This window comes from Rhodococcus sp. Z6_132 (assembly GCF_058133635.1).
Map to the genome: position 1 here is coordinate 1,351,198 of NZ_JBYUNP010000002.1, position 16,040 is coordinate 1,367,237.

Here is a 16,040-nt window from a genome sequence, read left to right on the forward strand (position 1 = left end):
TGACAGATAGGATCCCGCCACAGTCGGTGACGTCGGGGGGACCAGGAATGAACAGCTCGCGCACACCCGCTGCACCGCAGCGCAGCAGCCGGTCTCGGGGCGCTGCGCTGTGGGGCACCGTGCTGCTGGTGCTCACGCTGGCCACGGGGTGCTCCACCGTGGTGAACGGCTCCGCCACGTCCATCTACTCCGACCCGCAGCTGGTCAGCGGGTTGCGGGTGAGCGAGGGACCCAGCGGGCCGCGCAACGGGGTGGGTCGGGCAGACCTCGCCGTCCGGGGCATCAGCGACGACCCGGTGGACACCCTCGCCGTCAACGCGGTGGCCGACGCGGAGGCGTTCTGGCAGGAGACCTACCCGGCGGTGTTCGGCAGCCCGCTGGAGAAGGTGGAGAAGCTGGTCTCCTACGACTCCTCCGTGGACAGCGACGAGAAGATCTGCGGCGCCGACACCTACAAGCTGGTCAACGCCTTCTACTGCTCCACCGAGCACCTCATCGGCTGGGACCGCGGCAAGCTGCTGCCGGCCATCGAGAGCCGCTTCGGCGCCATGGGCGTGGTCACGGTGCTCGCCCACGAGTACGGCCACGCCGTCCAGCGCCGCGCCAAGCTCAACGCCAAGGCACCCACCCTGGTCACCGAGCAGCAGGCCGACTGCTTCGGTGGAGCGTTCATGCGCACCGTGGCGGAGGGCAAGGCCAAGCACTTCACGCTGAACACCGCCAACGGCCTCAACGCCGTGCTGGCCACCACCATCGCCGTGCGCGACAAGGAGGGCATGGCGCCGTCGGACAAGCGCGCGCACGGCAGCGCGTTCGACCGGGTGAGCGCCTTCCAGTTCGGCTTCACCGACGGCGCCGCCCGCTGCGCGAAGATCGACACCGAGGAGGTGCGCAAGCGGATCGCCAACCTGCCCAACAAGTTCGACTCCTCCTCCGACACCGGCGAGCTCGCGGTGACCGAGCGCAACGTTGGCTCAGTCATCGAGTCCCTGAAGGAGAGCTTCCGCAGCAACAACGTGGCCGAGCCGACCGTCAGCTACACCGACACCGGCCCGTGCGCCGACGCCAAGTCGACCCCGCCGGTGTCCTACTGCCCGGCCACCAACACCCTCACCGTGGACGTGCCCGGGCTGGCCGCGCGGGCGGAGAAGGCTGACGACACGGACAACGACGCCCTGCCGGACAGCGTCAGCGGCGACTTCAGCGCCTACGTGCTGCTGGCCTCCCGCTACACCCTGGCGGTCCAGAAGGGGCTGGGCGCGAGCCTGGACGGTGAGCTGGTGGGTCTGCGCAGCGCCTGCTACGCGGGCGGCTACGCGGCCGCCACCTCCGAGCCCACCGGCACCCTGCGGTTGTCCCCCGGCGACCTGGACGAGGCGGTCAGCGGACTGCTCACCGACGGGCTGGCGGCCAGCGACGTCAACGGCAAGGAGGCCCCCAGCGGGTTCACCCGCGTGGAGGCCTTCCGCACCGGAGTGCTCGACGGTGCCGCGACCTGCGCCACCGTCTACGGAGGCTGAGCCTGCGCCGCCCGGTCTAGTACAGGGCGCTGGCCAGCTTGCGCCGGGCGGCGACCACCAGCGGCTCGCTGGGCTCGAACAGCTCGAAGAGGCTGAGCAGCCGGGAGCGCGGCACGTCCTTGTCAGCGCCAGTGCTGCGGCGCACCGTCTCCACCAGGCGGGTGAACGCCGCCTCCACCTGCTGGTTGGCCAGCTCCGCGTCGGCAGCGGCCAGCTGGGCCTGCACGTCAGCGGGGTTGGCGTCGGCCACGGCCACCGCGTCGGCGGACACGGTCTCCAGCCGGGCCATGAACCGGATCTGCGCCAGCGCGGCAGCGGCCTCGGCGTTGCCGGGCTCGGAGTCGAGCACCCGCTGGTAGGCCGCCTCGGCGCCGGCGAGGTCACCGGTCTCCAGCGCCTGCTCGGCCTCCAGGAAGCGCGGGTCCTGGGGCTCCTCGGCCACCGCCGCGCCCTCGGTAGGCACACCAGCACCGGGCAGCCGGTCCTTCAGCGCGGCCAGCAGGCTGTCGATCCACGCCTGCACCTGCTCCTCCGGCTGCGGCCCGGCGAAGGCCTGCACGGGCTGGCCGAGGGCCACCGCCACGACCGTGGGCAGCGCCTTCACCTCGAAAAGCTCGGCGATGCGGGGGCTCTGCTCGATGTCCACCTTGGCCAGCGTCCACGCACCGCCGCTGGCCGCGGCCAGTCGGTCCATGGTGGGCAGCAGCTGCTGCGACGGCGGGTCCCAGCTGGCGTGCAGCACCACGATGACCAGGCTCTGCATGGAGCGGTCCACCACGTCGGCCTGGAAGCTGGCCTCGGTGACGGTGAGGCCAGCCGACGCCGCGGCGCCGGGTGCGGACGGCGGCGCCTCCGCGCGCGCCTTGAGAGCCGAGAGGTCCACCGCGCCGGACATGGCCGGGGCTGGTGCGGGACGGGGTCCTGGACGAGTCACGTCGCCAATTTTGACACGTTTGGCGGTACGAGGCCGCCAGGGGTCGGCTAGTCCTGCGCGAGCCGGTCCTGCACCCGCGCCACCTTGGCGGTGAGCTGGCCGGTGTAGCCGGGACGGATGTCGGCCTTGATCACCACGCTGGTGCGCGGGGAGGTCTCGGCGACGACGTCCACGGCGCGCTTGACCACGGCCATCACCTCGTCCCACTCCCCCTCGATGCAGGTGAACATCGACGACAGCTCGTAGGGCAGCCCGGAGTCCCGGACCACCCGCACCGCGGCGGCGACCGCCTCGCTGACGCTGCCGTCGGGCGAGCCGCCGCTGGGGCTGACGCTGAAGGCGACGATCACCGCGCGACGCGCTCCGAGGTCGGCGCCCCCGGCGTCGTGCCCGCGGCGCGGTCACCGAGCAGGCCGCGCTTGTCCGCCCAGCGCTCGAAGATGATGGATCCGAAGGGCGGGACGCTGGCCACCAGGGCCAGCGCGGTGACCTTCACGTCCCAGCGCAGGGCGAGCATCGTCAGCAGGGCGACGATGACGTAGGCGACGAACGCGGCGCCGTGGATGGGGCCCATCACGGGGACGCCGGCCTCCATGTCCAGCACCCACTTGAAGAACATCGCCACCAGCAGACCGGCCCAGGAGAGTGCCTCCAGGACGGCGACCAGGCGAAAACGGGCTGCGGGCGTGCGGAGGTCGAATGCAGAAGCCATGCGCTCAGTGTGCCTGGTGACGGCGCTCACCACGCCCCCGGCCCCAACCGGACGTTTCCGGCAAGCGCCTGGTCAGGGGGTGGTGTCGAGGGTGCGGACCACCTCGTCGGCCGCCGCGTACGGGTCGAGCTCACCGGCCAGGACCCGACCGGCCAGCGCCGACAGCGCCGAGCTGCCCGCCACGTCGGCCAGCCGCTCGCGCAGCGTCTGCAGGGCGATGGCCTCCACCTCGGTCTGCGCCCGGTGCTGGCGACGACGCTCGAGCTCGCCGTTGCCGACCATCCACGCGCGGTGCTCGGCGATGGCCTCCACCACGTCCTTGACCCCCTCGCCCCGGTCGGCGACGGTGCGCACCACCGGCGGGCGCCAGGACGGCCCGGTGAGCTCCTGGCGACCCAGGGAGATCATGTGCTTGAGCTCGCGCGCGGTGCGGTCGGCCCCGTCCCGGTCGGCCTTGTTCACCACGAACACGTCGGCGATCTCCAGGATGCCGGCCTTGGCCGCCTGGATGCCGTCACCCATCCCCGGAGCCACCAGCACCAGCGTGGTGTCGGCCAGGGAGACGACGTCCACCTCGGACTGGCCCACGCCCACCGTCTCCACCAGCACCACGTCGAAGCCCACGGCGTCCAGCACGCGCAGAGCCTGCGGCGCTGCCCAGCTGAGGCCACCGAGGTGTCCGCGGGTGGCCATGGACCGGATGAACACGTCGGGGTCGGTGGCGTGCACCTGCATCCGGATGCGGTCGCCCAGCAGGGCACCGCCGGAGAACGGGGAGGACGGGTCGATCGCGAGCACGCCCACCCGGTGTCCGGCCTCGCGGTAGGCCGAGACCAGCGCGGCGGTGGACGTGGACTTCCCGACGCCGGGCGAGCCGGTCAGGCCGATCACCTGTGCGGTGCCGGCGTGGGGGGCGAGCGCCGCAGCCACCTCGCGCAGCTGCGGGCTCGCGTCCTCCACCAGCGAGATCAGCTGGGCAACCGCGCGCGGCTGCCCAGCTCGAGCCCGCTCGACCAGCGCGGCGACGTCGAGCTCTCGTCGCCGAGAGCTCGACGCCACGGGTCAGCCCTTGGCCGGGACGCGGAGGATGAGCGCGTCGCCCTGGCCGCCACCACCGCACAGCGCCGCCACACCGGTGCCGCCACCGCGGCGGGCCAGCTCGTGGGCCAGCGTCAGGGTGATCCGAGCCCCGGACATCCCGATCGGGTGCCCGTACGCCAGCGCGCCGCCGTTGACGTTGACCTTGTCCTCGTCCAGGCCGAGCTCGCGCATGGAGACGATGCCGACCGCGGCGAAGGCCTCGTTGATCTCGACCAGGTCGAGGTCGGTGGGGCTGATGCCCTCGCGCTCGCACGCCTTGGCGATGGCGCGGGAAGGCTGCGACTGCAGGGTGGAGTCCGGTCCGGCGACCACGCCGTGCGGGCCGATCTCGGCCAGCCACTCCAGGCCCAGCTCCTCCGCCTTGGCCTTGCTCATCACCACGACGGCACAGGCACCGTCGGAGATCTGGGAGGACGAGCCGGCGGTGATGGTGCCGTCCTTGCGGAAGGACGGACGCAGCTTGCCCAGCGACTCCACAGTGGTGTCGGCGCGGATGCCCTCGTCGAACTTGAACTCCACCGGGTCGCCCTTGCGCTGCGGGATGGAGACGCCGACGACCTCGTCGTCGAACAGGCCGTCCTTCCACGCCTTGGCCGCGCGCTCGTGGGAGCGGGCCGCGTAGGCGTCCTGCTCCTCGCGGGTGATCTTGTCCTCGTCGTTGCGCTGCTCGGTGAGCAGGCCCATGGCCTGGTCGGTGAACGCGTCGTGCAGGCCGTCGTAGGCCATGTGGTCGACCATGGTGACGTCGCCGTACTTGAAGCCCTCGCGGCTCTTGGCCAGCAGGTGCGGCGCCTGGGTCATGGACTCCTGACCGCCGGCGACGACGACGTCGAACTCCCCGGCGCGGATCATCTGGTCGGCCAGCGCGATGGCGTCGATGCCGGACAGGCAGACCTTGTTGATGTTCAGCGCGGGCACCGACATCGGGATGCCGGCGGCCGTGGCGGCCTGGCGGGCGGGCATCTGGCCGGCTCCGGCGGTGAGGACCTGGCCCATGACCACGTACTCGACCTGCTCGGGGGCCACGCCCGCCTTCTCCAGCGCGCCCTTGATCGCGATGCCGCCGAGGTCGGCACCGGAGAAGTTCTTCAGCGAGCCGAGGAGGCGGCCCATCGGGGTGCGAGCCCCGGCAACGATCACAGATCCGGACGTGGATGAAGCAGACACGGAAGCCTCCAGCAGCATTGCGGTCAGGTGAGCGTGAGAATACTCGTCGGTAACAAGTATGCCGCGCCCAGTGTTGCGGCCGCCACACTCGCCCCTCGGGGCCGCCGCCGGCGACACCGTCGGCCACGGTTACCCGCCGACTGGCGCGGTGGCTAGGTTGTGGCCATGACTACTTCTGCCAAGGACAATCCCCCCGCCCTGCCCGCCCTGGGCGACTCCGCGCTCGTCACCGCCATCGACCACGTCGGCGTGGCCGTCCCCGACCTGGACGTGGCCATCGCCTGGTACCGCGACGTGCTCGGCCTGGAGGTCACCCACCAGGAGGTCAACGAGGAGCAGGGCGTGCGCGAGGCGATGGTCGGCGTCGGCAACGCCCAGGTGCAGCTGCTCGCTCCGCTGTCCCCGGAGTCCACCATCGCCAAGTTCATCGACCGCAACGGCCCGGGCCTGCAGCAGCTGGCCTACCGCGTCACCGACGTGGAGGCCGTCGCCCAGGCCCTGCGCGACAAGGGCCTGCGCCTGCTCTACGACACCCCCCGCCGTGGCACCTCCAACTCCCGGGTCAACTTCGTGCACCCCAAGGACGCCGGCGGCGTGCTGGTCGAGCTGGTCGAGCCGGCTGCCGCCAGCGAGCACTAGCGGCGGCGAGACCACCGGAACCGGGGCGCCCGGGCCGACACCACGCGAGGTCGGCTCGGGCGCAGCACCATTCGCGGTGTGTCGATGACCACCTGTTCGCCCCGGCGGGTTACCAGTCGGTAACATTCCCGCCGACTTGTTCCCCGGCGCCGTCTGGCGTCCTACGGAGGTGTGTCCTGTGGATGAGATTCTCGCCGCGATCCAGGCCGACAAGCTGGACGAGATCGGCTCGCTGCCCCTGCCCAAGACCTACCGCGCGGTGACCGTGCACGCGGACGAGGCCAACATGTTCGAGGGCCGCACCACCCGGGAGAAGGACCCCCGGGAGTCCCTGCACGTGGAGGACGTCCCCACCCCCGAGCTCGGCCCCGGCGAGGCGATCATCGCCGTGATGGCCAGCTCCATCAACTACAACACCGTGTGGACGTCGATCTTCGAGCCCGTCTCCACGTTCAGCTTCCTCAAGCGCTACGGCAAGCTCAACGAGCTCACCAAGCGGCACGACCTGCCGTACCACGTCATCGGCTCCGACCTGGCCGGCGTCGTGCTGCGCACCGGCCCGGGCGTCAGCGCCTGGAAGCCCGGTGACGAGGTGGTCGCGCACTGCCTGTCCGTCGAGCTGGAGAGCCCGGACGGCCACAACGACACGATGCTGGACAACCAGCAGCGCATCTGGGGCTTCGAGACCAACTTCGGTGGGCTCGCGCACCTGTCGCTGGTCAAGTCCAACCAGCTGATGCCGAAGCCGGCCCACCTCACCTGGGAGGAGGCCGCCTCCCCCGGCCTGGTCAACTCCACCGCCTACCGCCAGCTGGTCAGCCGCAACGGTGCCGACATGAAGCAGGGCGACACCGTCCTGATCTGGGGCGCCTCGGGTGGCCTGGGCTCCTACGCCACGCAGATGGCCCTCAACGGTGGCGCCATCCCGATCTGCGTCGTCTCCAGCCCGGAGAAGGCTGAGATCTGCCGCAAGATGGGCGCGGAGCTGATCATCGACCGCAACGCCGAGGACTACAAGTTCTGGTCGGACGAGCGCACCCAGGACCCCAAGGAGTGGCAGCGCTTCGGCAAGAAGATCCGGGAGCTCACCGGCGGTGAGGACCCGGACATCGTGTTCGAGCACCCGGGCCGCGAGACCTTCGGCGCCAGCGTCTACGTCGCCCGCAAGGGTGGCACCATCGTCACCTGCGCCTCCACCAGCGGCTACATGCACGAGTACGACAACCGCTACCTGTGGATGAACCTCAAGCGCATCGTGAGCTCGCACTTCGCCAACTACCGCGAGTCCTACGAGGCCAACCGGCTGATCAGCAAGGGCCTGGTGCACCCCACGCTGTCGCGGGTGTACCCGATGGACGAGGTGGGTCAGGCGGCCTACGACGTGCACCGCAACCTGCACCAGGGCAAGGTCGGCGTGCTCTGCCTGGCGCCCGAGGAGGGCCTCGGTGTGCGCGACACCGCGATGCGGGAGCGTCACATCGACGAGATCAACCGGTTCCGCGGCATCTAGGCGGCCCACTAGCGCGTGGGATGGCGACGACAGCGTACCGGCGCCGGTAGCGTATCGGGCATGGCATCGGAGCATGGTTTCTTTCCGGTAGACGGCCCCTTCGACCTGGTTCGTCGTGGTTACGACCGCGAGCAGGTGAACGACCACCTGCAGCGGCTCGATGCCGAGCTCCGGGTCACCGCTGCCGACCGGGACGCTGTCGCCGCCCAGGTCGCGGACCTCTCCAGCCAGCTGGAGGAGGCCCGCGCCGAGGTCGAGAACCTCAGCAGCCAGCTGGACAGCATCGTGTCCGGCCTGGACAGCACGGCTGGGCTCAGCGACCGCATGCTGCGGATGCTGCGCCTGGCCCACGACGAGGCTTCCGAGATCAAGGCGCGGGCCGAGGCCGACTCCGCGGAGATGCGGTCAGTGGCCGAGCAGGAGGCTGCCGAGATCCGGGCGAGCGCCGAGCAGGACGTGGCCGACCTTCGGGAGCGCTCCGAGCAGCAGATCCTCTGGCTCCGCGCGGAGGCCACCGAGCTGCGCACGCGGTCCGAGCGCGAGGCCACCGAGCTGCGCACCCGTACCGAGCGGGAGGCCTCCGAGCTGCGCTCGGTGACCGAGCAGGAGGTCGGCGAGCTGCGGGCGCACGCCGCGCAGGAGGTGGCTCGCTGGCGGGCCGACTCCGAGCGGGAGGTGGCCGAGCTCAAGCGCGTCACCGAGCGTGATGTCCGCGAGCTCAGGTCCACCACCGAGCACGACGTCGCCGTCCTGCAGGAGGAGAGCGCCCGCCAGATCGCCGAGCTGAAGGCGCACTGGGACCAGCAGATCCGGGAGGCCGACCACCGCAGAGCGGCCATGGAGAACCAGCACACCTCCACCATGCGCAAGGCCAACGACGAGGCAACCGAGATCGTGCGCAGTGCCGAGGCGGAGGCCGCCCGCATCGCCCACGAGGAGGACGCCCGCCAGCAGCGGGTCCAGGAGGACTTCGAGCTGGCGATGTCCTCGCGCCGCTCGGAGTCGATCCGCGCCGTGCAGGCACAGGAGGCGACGAGCAAGGCGGAGGCCGAGCGCCGCGTCCGCGACGCCACCACCGAGGCCCAGCGGCGGCTGCAGCGCGCCACCGAGCAGGCCGAGCAGCGCACCGAGGCCGCCAAGGAGAAGGTGCGTGAGCTGGCCGCGCTGCGGGAGCGGGTGGGCGAGCAGCTGGTCGCGGTTCGGGACGTCCTCGCGGACCTGCCCGCGATGCTGGCGGCGCCGCACGACGAGGCGGTCCAGCTGGCCGGCGACTACACCAGCGCCTCAGCCTCGGCCGCGGCCCGCACGGCGGAGGAGGCCGAGGTCGAGGCAGCAGTCGCACCTCAGCCCAGCGGCGCACCCGACACGGCCGGACGGGGCAGCGTGGGTGGGCAGCACCCCGAGCAGGGGGAGTCCGAGCAGGACGAGCCCGGCTCTGCGACGAGCAAGCCCCGGCCGTCGCCGCGCTCTGGTGCCGAGCAGCCGGCGGGTCAGCCCCGCTAGCCGGTCAGCTCACCCTCACGACCAGCGGCGGGTCAGGCCACGCCGTCCGCGGCCCGCCCAGCACCCGTTGTGCCAGTGCCTGCGGTCCTCCACACCTGCGGGGTCATCAGTCCGCCACGCCACCACGTGCGCGACCCCGGCGGCGATGGTGTGGTCGCAGCCCGGGCACCGGTAGATCTTTCCGGCCCCCGACGCAGGGACGGGCCGGACGGCCCACTCGCCGTCCGGCCCGCTCTCGGAACGGGTGCCCGCCCCGAAACCCCTGGCCCCGAACCCCCTGGCCCCGAACCCCCCAGCCCCGACACCCCTGGCCGCCGCAGCGGAGGTGGGACCGCTGCGGCGCCGGGGGTGGTTGTGTCGGGGCACTGTTCTCGCTGACCAGAGCTGGCTAGCTGTAGTCCCGGAAGCCCTTGCCGGTCTTGCGACCCAGGCGACCCGCCGTCACCAGGTGCTCCAGCAGGGGCGCCGGGGCCAGGCCGGCGTCGCGGAACTCGTTGTACAGCGTCTTCTCGATGGCCAGGGAGACGTCCAGGCCCACCACGTCCAGCAGCTGGAACGGCCCCATCGGCAGGCGGCAGCCCAGGCGCATGGCCGTGTCGATGTCGTCGGCGCTGGCGTAGTGCGCCTCGAGCATGCTCACCGCGTCGTTGAGGTACGGGAACAGCAGCGCGTTGACGATGAAGCCGGCACGGTCACCGCAGTGCACCGGCACCTTCTTCAGGTCCAGGCACAGCTTCTGGGCGGTGGCGATCACGTCGGCGTCGGTGGAGACGGTGTGCACGATCTCCACCAGCTTCATCACCGGTGCCGGGTTGAAGAAGTGCAGGCCCACCACGTCGCCGGGGCGCTTGGTGGCGGCCGCGCACTCCACCACCGGCAGCGAGGAGGTGGTGGTGGCCAGGATCGCGCCCGGCTTGCACACCTCGTCGAGGGTGGTGAACACCGAGCGCTTGACCTCGAGGTCCTCGGCAACGGCCTCGACCACCAGGTCCACGGTGGAGAAGTCCTCCAGCGCCGCGGTGGGGGTCACCCGGGCCAGGATGGTGTCGCGGTCGGCCTCGGACAGCCGACCCTTCTTCACCGCGCGGTCCAGCGACTTCTGCACGGCGCCCACGGCGGCCTGCGCCTTCTCCGTGGTGCGGCCGCGCAGCAGCACGTCGTGGCCGGCCTTGGCGAAGACCTCGACGATGCCGGTGGCCATGGTTCCGGTGCCCACCACGCCGACCGAGGAGATCGTCCGGGTGGGCACGCTCTCGTCCACGGCCGCGGCCGCGGTGGAGGCGTCCGCGACGACCTCGGAGGAGTCCGGTGCGGCGTAGGTGTAGAAGCCGCGGCCGGACTTCCGGCCGAGCAGGCCGGCGGTGATCATCTGCTTGAACAGCGGGGCCGGGGCGTGCAGCCGGTTGCGCGACTGGTGGTACATCGAGTCGAGGATCTCGTAGGCGGTGTCCAGTCCGATGAGGTCGAGCAGGGCCAGCGGGCCCATCGGGTAGCCACAGCCGTAGCGCATGCCGGCGTCGATGTCCTCACGGCTGGCGTACTTGGCCTCCAGCATCCGCGCGGCGTGGTTGAGGTAGCCGAAGAGCAGGGCGTTGGCGATGAAGCCCGCACGGTCACCGATGACCACGGGGGTCTTGCCGATCTTCTCGGCCAGCGCGGTGACGTCGTCGATCACGTCGGGCTCGGTGACGACCGTGCGCACCACCTCGACGAGCTCCTGCACCGGCGCGGGGTTGAAGAAGTGCATGCCGACCACGCGGCCGGGGCGCTGGGTCTGCACGCCCAGCTCGGTGATCGACAGCGAGGAGGTGTTGGAGGCCAGGATGACCTCGGGACGCACGATCTCGTCCAGCTTCTTGAGCAGCTCGGCCTTGAGCGCGAGCTTCTCCGGGATGGCCTCGATGACGAAGTCGGCGTCGGCGAGGTCGCTCAGGTCGGTGCTGAAGGTGATGCGGCCCAGGATGGCCTGCTGGTCCTCGGCGGAGAGCTTGCCGCGGGTCACCGCACGCTCGGTGGAGTGGTCGAGGTGCTGACGACCCCGCTCCTGACCGGCCGCGTCGTGCTCCACGGCAACCACGCTGAAGCCGCTACGGGCCAGTACTTCGGTGATGCCCGCACCCATGGTGCCCAGGCCGACAACTCCGATGGTCGAGAACTCGCGCGCCACGTCTCAGGTCTCCCGATTCGTCGAGGGCGACGGCAACGCTTGTTACCGCCGAGTAGCCATCAGCATGTTCCCACAGATCGGCGCCGCGATCAGCGTGGGTCGGACCAGAGCCGTGCCGTCTGCTCGGCCACCCTCTCGTCGTGGGTCTGCTGGAAGTTGCGCCCGCCGCGAGCGAAGGTCTGCAGCGTGGCTGCGGGCACCTCGAGCTCGGGCACCGGCGTCTCCCGCCACTGGCAGTCGCGCACGTGCACCAGGTCCACCGCCGCCGCCTCGGGGCTGCCGTCGTAGCGGTACGGACCGTCCAGCCGGCCCAGCCAGTAGCTGCCCTCTGCGTCGCGCGTCCACACGAACGACCCGTCGGGGACGGCGCCGAAGCGCTCCAGCCGCCGTGCCGTGCGCTCGTCGAGCTCGGCTGCCGCACGCTCCGCGGCGGTGGCGAGGTCGGCCGGGACCAGGCTCAGCACTCCGCCCGTCCCGCACACCCCCAGGGCCAGGGCGCGAGCGACGCTGGGACCGGGGCCGGCGTCCTCCCGGCGGGAGTGCATCGGCGCCCGGAACACCAGGGGGGTGGGCATCTCGGGAGCGTAGTGCGCCGCAGCCCCCGCGTAGCGTGGGAGGTGCGGCGCACCTGCGGGCTGGGGCGCTGACCAGCGCGGACGAACGGACGGGTGTCTGGGCGACATGGCAGGCGCGAGCGAGGGTGGGGCCGACCAGCCGGGTTCCGTCCCGGTCCTGGCCACCACGCTGCACCCGAGCCCCTACCCGGCCGATCCGCTGGTGCGGCCACGGCTGCTGGACCTGCTCACCGCAGGCGTGCAGCAGACGCCGCTGACGCTGGTGAGCGCACCACCGGGGTCGGGCAAGACCGTGCTGGCCGCCTCCTGGACCCGGGCCCACCCGCTGCCGTGGCCGGTGGCCTGGCTGAGCGTGGACGACACCAACGACCAGCCCGCCTCGTTCTGGGCCTACCTGGCCGCTGCCCTGTCCAGCACCGGCGTGCAGCTGCCCAGCACCGCGGCCCCGCCACTGCGCCCGGAGGACACCGCGGGCTTTCTCGAGGCGCTGGCCGCGGACCTGCTGCGCTGCCCGCACCCGTTGGTGTGCGTCCTGGACGGCGCCGAGCACCTGCAGCACCGTGCGCTCGCCCGCGGGCTAGACACCCTGCTGCGCCACGCCGGCGCACGCCTGCGGCTGGTGCTGTGCGCCCGCGGGGACCCGCGGCTGCCGCTGCACCGCTACCGGGTTGCCGGCGCCATGACCGAGGTTCGCAGCGCCACGCTGGCTCTCGACGTGGCGGAGGCGCAGGCCCTGCTCACGGCCGCGGGGGCGCCGGCGTCCCGCGAGGTCGTGCAGACGGTGGTGGAGCGGACGCAGGGATGGGCAGCCGGGGTGCGCCTGGCCGCAGCCGCCCTCGGCCAGGACGCCGACCCGCTGCGCTGCCTGCAGGCGCTGGAGCACGACGACGGCAGCATCAGCGAGTACCTGCGGGCGGAGGTGCTGGAGGTACAACCACCCGAGGTCCAGCGGGCGCTGCTGCGCTCCAGCGTCTCCGAGCGGGTGTGGCCGCAGCTGTTGGACCTGCTCACCGAGCGCACCGACAGCCGCCGCACCCTGGCCGCGCTGGCCCGGGCCAACGCCTTCGTGGAGCGCTGCCCCACCTCCACCGGCGCCTACCAGGTGCACCCGCTGTTTCGCCGGTGCCTGCGCCACCTGCTGGAGGCGGAGTCGGCGTCGGTGGTGCCCGAGCTGCACCGCCGGTGCGCCGGGTGGTTCGCCGCCGCACGCTCCCCCGTCGCCGCCGCCCAGCACGCCGGTGCTGCCGGGGACTGGGCGCACGTGGCGGAGCTGCTGGTCGAGGGCGTCGGCGCGGGAGCGCTGCTGCTGCGCGAGGACGGTGCCGCTCACACCCTGCTGACCGCCCTGCCCGAGCACACTCACGGAGACGCGGCCGCGGTGCTGCGCACGGCCCGGACGGTGCGGGCACGCGGTGCGGTGTCCACGGCGGACGTCGGCCGGCTCCGTGCCCTGGCGCTGGACCCGACGGCCTCGTCGCCGCTGGCCACCTCCGCAGCCGCGGTGCACGCCCTGGTCACCGGGGAGGTGCCCGACGACGGTGGTGACCCCACGGCGCAGACGCTCGCAGGGTGGGCCCGGGCCCGCACCGGGCTGGGTGGTGACCGGGTGGAGGCGGCCGTCGACGAGCTGCGCGCGGCCCTGGCCCTCAGCGACACCGACCAGGCCGAACGGATGCAGCGGGAGTGCGTCGGCGACCTGGCCCTGCTCGAGGCGCTGCGCGGGCAGCTGGGCAGCGGACTGCGCCTGGCCAGCACGGCCGAGGACCTCGCGGAGCGCGCCGGGCTGAGCTCGGCCGACCGGGCCGCGACGCCGGCACTGGCGCTGGCCTGGGTGCACGCCGAGCAGCACGCACTGCCCGCGGCTCAGCACTGGGTGCGGGTAGCACAGGACCGGCTGGACGACAGCTCGTGGCTGCAGCCGCTGGTCTCCGCCACCTGGGCACGGGTGCACCGGCTGCACCGCCGGCTGGCCGAGGCTGAGCGCGCACTGGCCGACGAGCAGGGCGCGGCTGCGCCCGGGCCCGCCTGGGTGCGCGAGTGGGCCACCGTCGAGCTGGCCCTGGTGCAGCTGGCCCGCCGTCGCCCCCACGACGCGGTGGCGACAGCGGCCACCGCCCGGGGCAGCACGCGCGCCGAGGCGGTGCGGTCCCGAGCCCTCGCGGAGGTCGCCGCCCGCACCGGCACCGCGGCCCCGGCGCGGCAGCTGCCCGAGGACGCGGCCGACCTGGACGTGCAGGTGCAGGGCTGGATCGACGCCGCCGCAGCCGACCTCGCCGGCGGGGCCACCGGTTCCGCCGTGGAGCACACCGAGCGCGCCCTGGCCCTGGCCGAGCCCGAGCTGGCGCGGCGCCCGTTCGTGGAGGCCCCTGGCGCCCTGCGGCAGGTGCTGAGCACGGATCCGCGGTTGCGAGCCGCCGCCGGGTGGTTGCACCGGGACGGGGCGCCGAACCCGGCCGACCCCACTGCCCAGCTGTCCCCGTCCGAGGTTCCGCCCGGGGCCTCGTGCGTGGACGCGTTGAGCGACCGAGAGCTGGAGCTGCTGCGGCACCTGTCGGACCTGTTGTCCACCGAGGAGATCGCGGCGCGGATGTACATCTCCGTGCACACCGTGCGCACCCACGTGCGCAGCGTCCTGCGCAAGCTCGCGGTGCGGCGGCGCAACGAGGCGGTGCGCCGGGCCCGCGAGCTGCAGCTCATCTGAGCCGTGTGCCCGACTTGTGCAAGGTCATCCGAAGAACTCACCCGCGGCGGGTGATGCCAGGGAGGTTCGTCGAGCGAACTGTGGGCGGGGAGGTATGCCGCGACCAACCCGAGGAGCTCCCCGTGACTGAGAACCCTTCCGCACCCCGAACCGGTGCCGCCGCCCAGCGCCCCCGCAACGACGACGTCAGCCAGGGCTTCGCCGCGGGGGCCACCATCGCCGCAGCGGTGCTGCTGGTGGCCGTGGGCATCTTGCAGTTCCTGCAGGGCCTGTCGGCGCTGGCCGACGACGACATCCTCATCGTCGGGCCCGAGTACGTCTACACCCTGGACACCACGGCGTGGGGGTGGATCCACCTCATCGTCGGTGCGCTGCTGGCCATCACCGGCTTCTGCCTGTTCACCGGAGCGACCTGGGCGCGGGTGGTGGCCATCTTCATCGCCGCGATCTCGATCATCGCGAACTTCCTGTGGCTGCCGTACTACCCGGTGTGGTCGATCGTCCTCATCGCCATCGACGTGGTGATCATCTGGGCCGTGGCGACGTGGAACACCAACGACGGCTCCACCAGCTACTGACTAGAAGAGCGTGCCCTCGGTGCTCCGGCCGCGGAGCGCGTCGTAGTCCAGCACCACGCAGCGAATGCCGCGGTCCTCGGCCAGGGTCCGGGCCTGCGGGGCGATCATCTGGGCGGCCAGCACTCCGCTGACGGGAGCGAGCGAGGTGTCGCGGTTGAGCAGCTCGAGGTAGCGAGTGAGCTGCTCCACGGCGTCGATGTTGGCGCGGCGCTTGATCTCCACCGCGGCGTAGCGGGGGGCGGGAGCGTCGCCAGCGGCTCCTCGGCTTCGCGTCCGGGTGGGCACGGAGGAGTCGGTGGCAGTGCGGCACAGCAGGTCGACGGGGCCGATCGCGGTGGGGTACTCACGGCGCACCAGGGTGTACTCCTCCCCCAGCGTCTGCACGTGCTCGGCGAGCAGCACCTGCAGGTGCGCCTCCACGCCGTCCTTCACCAGGCCCGGGTCCACCCCCAGCTCGTGGCTGGAGTCGTGCAGGATCTCCTCGATGGTGATCGCCAGCGTCTCGCCGGCCTTGTTGGTGACGGTCCAGAGCCCGTCGGTCTCGCTGAGCCAGCAGGGCGGGCTCATCCAGTTCAGCGGCTTGTAGGCACGGTCGTCGGCATGGATGCTCACCGACCCGTCCGACTTCACCAGCAACAGCCGGATGGCGCTCGGGAGGTGGGCGGTCAGCCGACCCACGTAGTTCACTTCGCAACGAGCAATCACTAGACGCACCCCGCAAGGGTAGGGCAGTCGTCCGTGTACTCCCCGCCGCCCCACCCCGCCGGGGCTCCCAGCTTCGTCACAGTGGCGGAACAGGTGACCGCTCATAACGGGCCCCGGAACGCACGAAAGAGGATCCCCGCATGGGGATCCTCTTTCGTGGTGGTGCAAATGATGTTCGGCGGCGTCCTACTCTCCCACACCCTGTCGGGTGCAGTACCATCGGCGCTG

15 protein-coding genes and 1 pseudogene are annotated in these 16,040 nt (G+C 72.1%); 6 read left to right on the forward strand and 10 right to left on the reverse strand.

What is annotated here, in order from left to right:
- Positions 1 to 47: 47 nt before the first annotated feature.
- Entirely contained in the window at positions 48 to 1,520 is a 1,473-nt protein-coding gene (locus tag AC3YO9_RS13055) for a neutral zinc metallopeptidase (protein ID WP_489983424.1), read from the forward strand.
- A 16-nt stretch (positions 1,521 to 1,536) separates the two neighbouring features.
- Here the strand turns inward: AC3YO9_RS13055 and AC3YO9_RS13060 are convergent, their stop codons facing one another.
- The 5 genes from AC3YO9_RS13060 to AC3YO9_RS13080 all read right to left on the reverse strand — a co-directional run bounded on the left by AC3YO9_RS13060 (position 1,537) and on the right by AC3YO9_RS13080 (position 5,452).
- Positions 1,537 to 2,415, reverse strand: a complete 879-nt coding sequence (locus AC3YO9_RS13060) for a co-chaperone YbbN (RefSeq protein WP_489983490.1) — start codon at positions 2,413 to 2,415, stop codon at positions 1,537 to 1,539.
- 86 nt (positions 2,416 to 2,501) lie between these two features.
- Positions 2,502 to 2,804, reverse strand: coding sequence for a thiamine-binding protein (locus tag AC3YO9_RS13065; RefSeq protein ID WP_127782637.1), 303 nt, complete (start codon positions 2,802 to 2,804; stop codon positions 2,502 to 2,504).
- Positions 2,801 to 3,166: a DUF3817 domain-containing protein gene (locus AC3YO9_RS13070; protein ID WP_127782636.1), complete on the reverse strand. Its 366-nt coding sequence runs from the start codon at positions 3,164 to 3,166 to the stop codon at positions 2,801 to 2,803. The genes AC3YO9_RS13065 and AC3YO9_RS13070 overlap by 4 nt, the downstream gene beginning before the upstream one ends.
- Before the next feature lie 72 nt (positions 3,167 to 3,238).
- The gene (meaB, locus tag AC3YO9_RS13075; protein WP_127782635.1) at positions 3,239 to 4,225 is read right to left on the reverse strand and encodes a methylmalonyl Co-A mutase-associated GTPase MeaB; all 987 of its coding nucleotides are present in this window, start codon (positions 4,223 to 4,225) and stop codon (positions 3,239 to 3,241) included.
- Positions 4,226 to 4,228: 3 nt separating this feature from the next.
- The gene (locus AC3YO9_RS13080; RefSeq protein ID WP_127782634.1) at positions 4,229 to 5,452 is read right to left on the reverse strand and encodes an acetyl-CoA C-acetyltransferase; all 1,224 of its coding nucleotides are present in this window, start codon (positions 5,450 to 5,452) and stop codon (positions 4,229 to 4,231) included.
- A 147-nt stretch (positions 5,453 to 5,599) separates the two neighbouring features.
- Here AC3YO9_RS13080 and mce point away from each other — a divergent pair, with 147 nt between their 5' ends.
- The 3 genes from mce to AC3YO9_RS13095 all read left to right on the forward strand — a co-directional run bounded on the left by mce (position 5,600) and on the right by AC3YO9_RS13095 (position 9,086).
- Positions 5,600 to 6,073, forward strand: a complete 474-nt coding sequence (gene mce, locus AC3YO9_RS13085; RefSeq protein ID WP_127782633.1) for a methylmalonyl-CoA epimerase — start codon at positions 5,600 to 5,602, stop codon at positions 6,071 to 6,073.
- A gap of 178 nt (positions 6,074 to 6,251) precedes the next feature.
- On the forward strand, positions 6,252 to 7,583 hold the full coding sequence (ccrA, locus tag AC3YO9_RS13090) for a crotonyl-CoA carboxylase/reductase (RefSeq protein ID WP_127782632.1): 1,332 nt from the start codon (positions 6,252 to 6,254) through the stop codon (positions 7,581 to 7,583).
- A gap of 60 nt (positions 7,584 to 7,643) precedes the next feature.
- Positions 7,644 to 9,086: a coiled-coil domain-containing protein gene (locus AC3YO9_RS13095; RefSeq protein ID WP_489983425.1), complete on the forward strand. Its 1,443-nt coding sequence runs from the start codon at positions 7,644 to 7,646 to the stop codon at positions 9,084 to 9,086.
- A 15-nt stretch (positions 9,087 to 9,101) separates the two neighbouring features.
- Here AC3YO9_RS13095 and AC3YO9_RS13100 read toward each other — a convergent pair whose 3' ends face one another.
- From AC3YO9_RS13100 to AC3YO9_RS13115, 4 genes and pseudogenes are all read right to left on the reverse strand, one after another.
- Positions 9,102 to 9,452, reverse strand: a complete 351-nt coding sequence (locus tag AC3YO9_RS13100; RefSeq protein ID WP_489983426.1) for an Rv1322 family protein — start codon at positions 9,450 to 9,452, stop codon at positions 9,102 to 9,104.
- Between the two features lie 22 nt (positions 9,453 to 9,474).
- Complete coding sequence (locus AC3YO9_RS13105; protein WP_206518208.1) at positions 9,475 to 10,320, reverse strand: 3-hydroxyacyl-CoA dehydrogenase family protein; 846 nt, start codon at positions 10,318 to 10,320, stop codon at positions 9,475 to 9,477.
- 93 nt (positions 10,321 to 10,413) lie between these two features.
- Positions 10,414 to 11,253: pseudogene (locus AC3YO9_RS13110) on the reverse strand (3-hydroxyacyl-CoA dehydrogenase family protein); the annotation flags it as partial.
- A gap of 89 nt (positions 11,254 to 11,342) precedes the next feature.
- Positions 11,343 to 11,828, reverse strand: a complete 486-nt coding sequence (locus AC3YO9_RS13115; RefSeq protein WP_489983427.1) for a GAF domain-containing protein — start codon at positions 11,826 to 11,828, stop codon at positions 11,343 to 11,345.
- Between the two features lie 106 nt (positions 11,829 to 11,934).
- On the opposite strand from AC3YO9_RS13115, the gene AC3YO9_RS13120 reads away from it, so the two are divergent.
- Together AC3YO9_RS13120 and AC3YO9_RS13125 are read left to right on the forward strand one after the other, a co-directional pair.
- On the forward strand, positions 11,935 to 14,529 hold the full coding sequence (locus AC3YO9_RS13120; RefSeq protein WP_489983428.1) for a helix-turn-helix transcriptional regulator: 2,595 nt from the start codon (positions 11,935 to 11,937) through the stop codon (positions 14,527 to 14,529).
- A gap of 122 nt (positions 14,530 to 14,651) precedes the next feature.
- Positions 14,652 to 15,107 carry a DUF7144 family membrane protein gene (locus AC3YO9_RS13125; RefSeq protein WP_489983429.1) on the forward strand — a complete coding sequence of 152 codons (456 nt, stop codon included), beginning with the start codon at positions 14,652 to 14,654 and terminating at the stop codon, positions 15,105 to 15,107.
- Here AC3YO9_RS13125 and nucS read toward each other — a convergent pair whose 3' ends face one another.
- Complete coding sequence (gene nucS, locus AC3YO9_RS13130) at positions 15,108 to 15,821, reverse strand: endonuclease NucS (RefSeq protein WP_489983430.1); 714 nt, start codon at positions 15,819 to 15,821, stop codon at positions 15,108 to 15,110.
- Between the last annotated feature and the right edge of the window lie 219 nt (positions 15,822 to 16,040).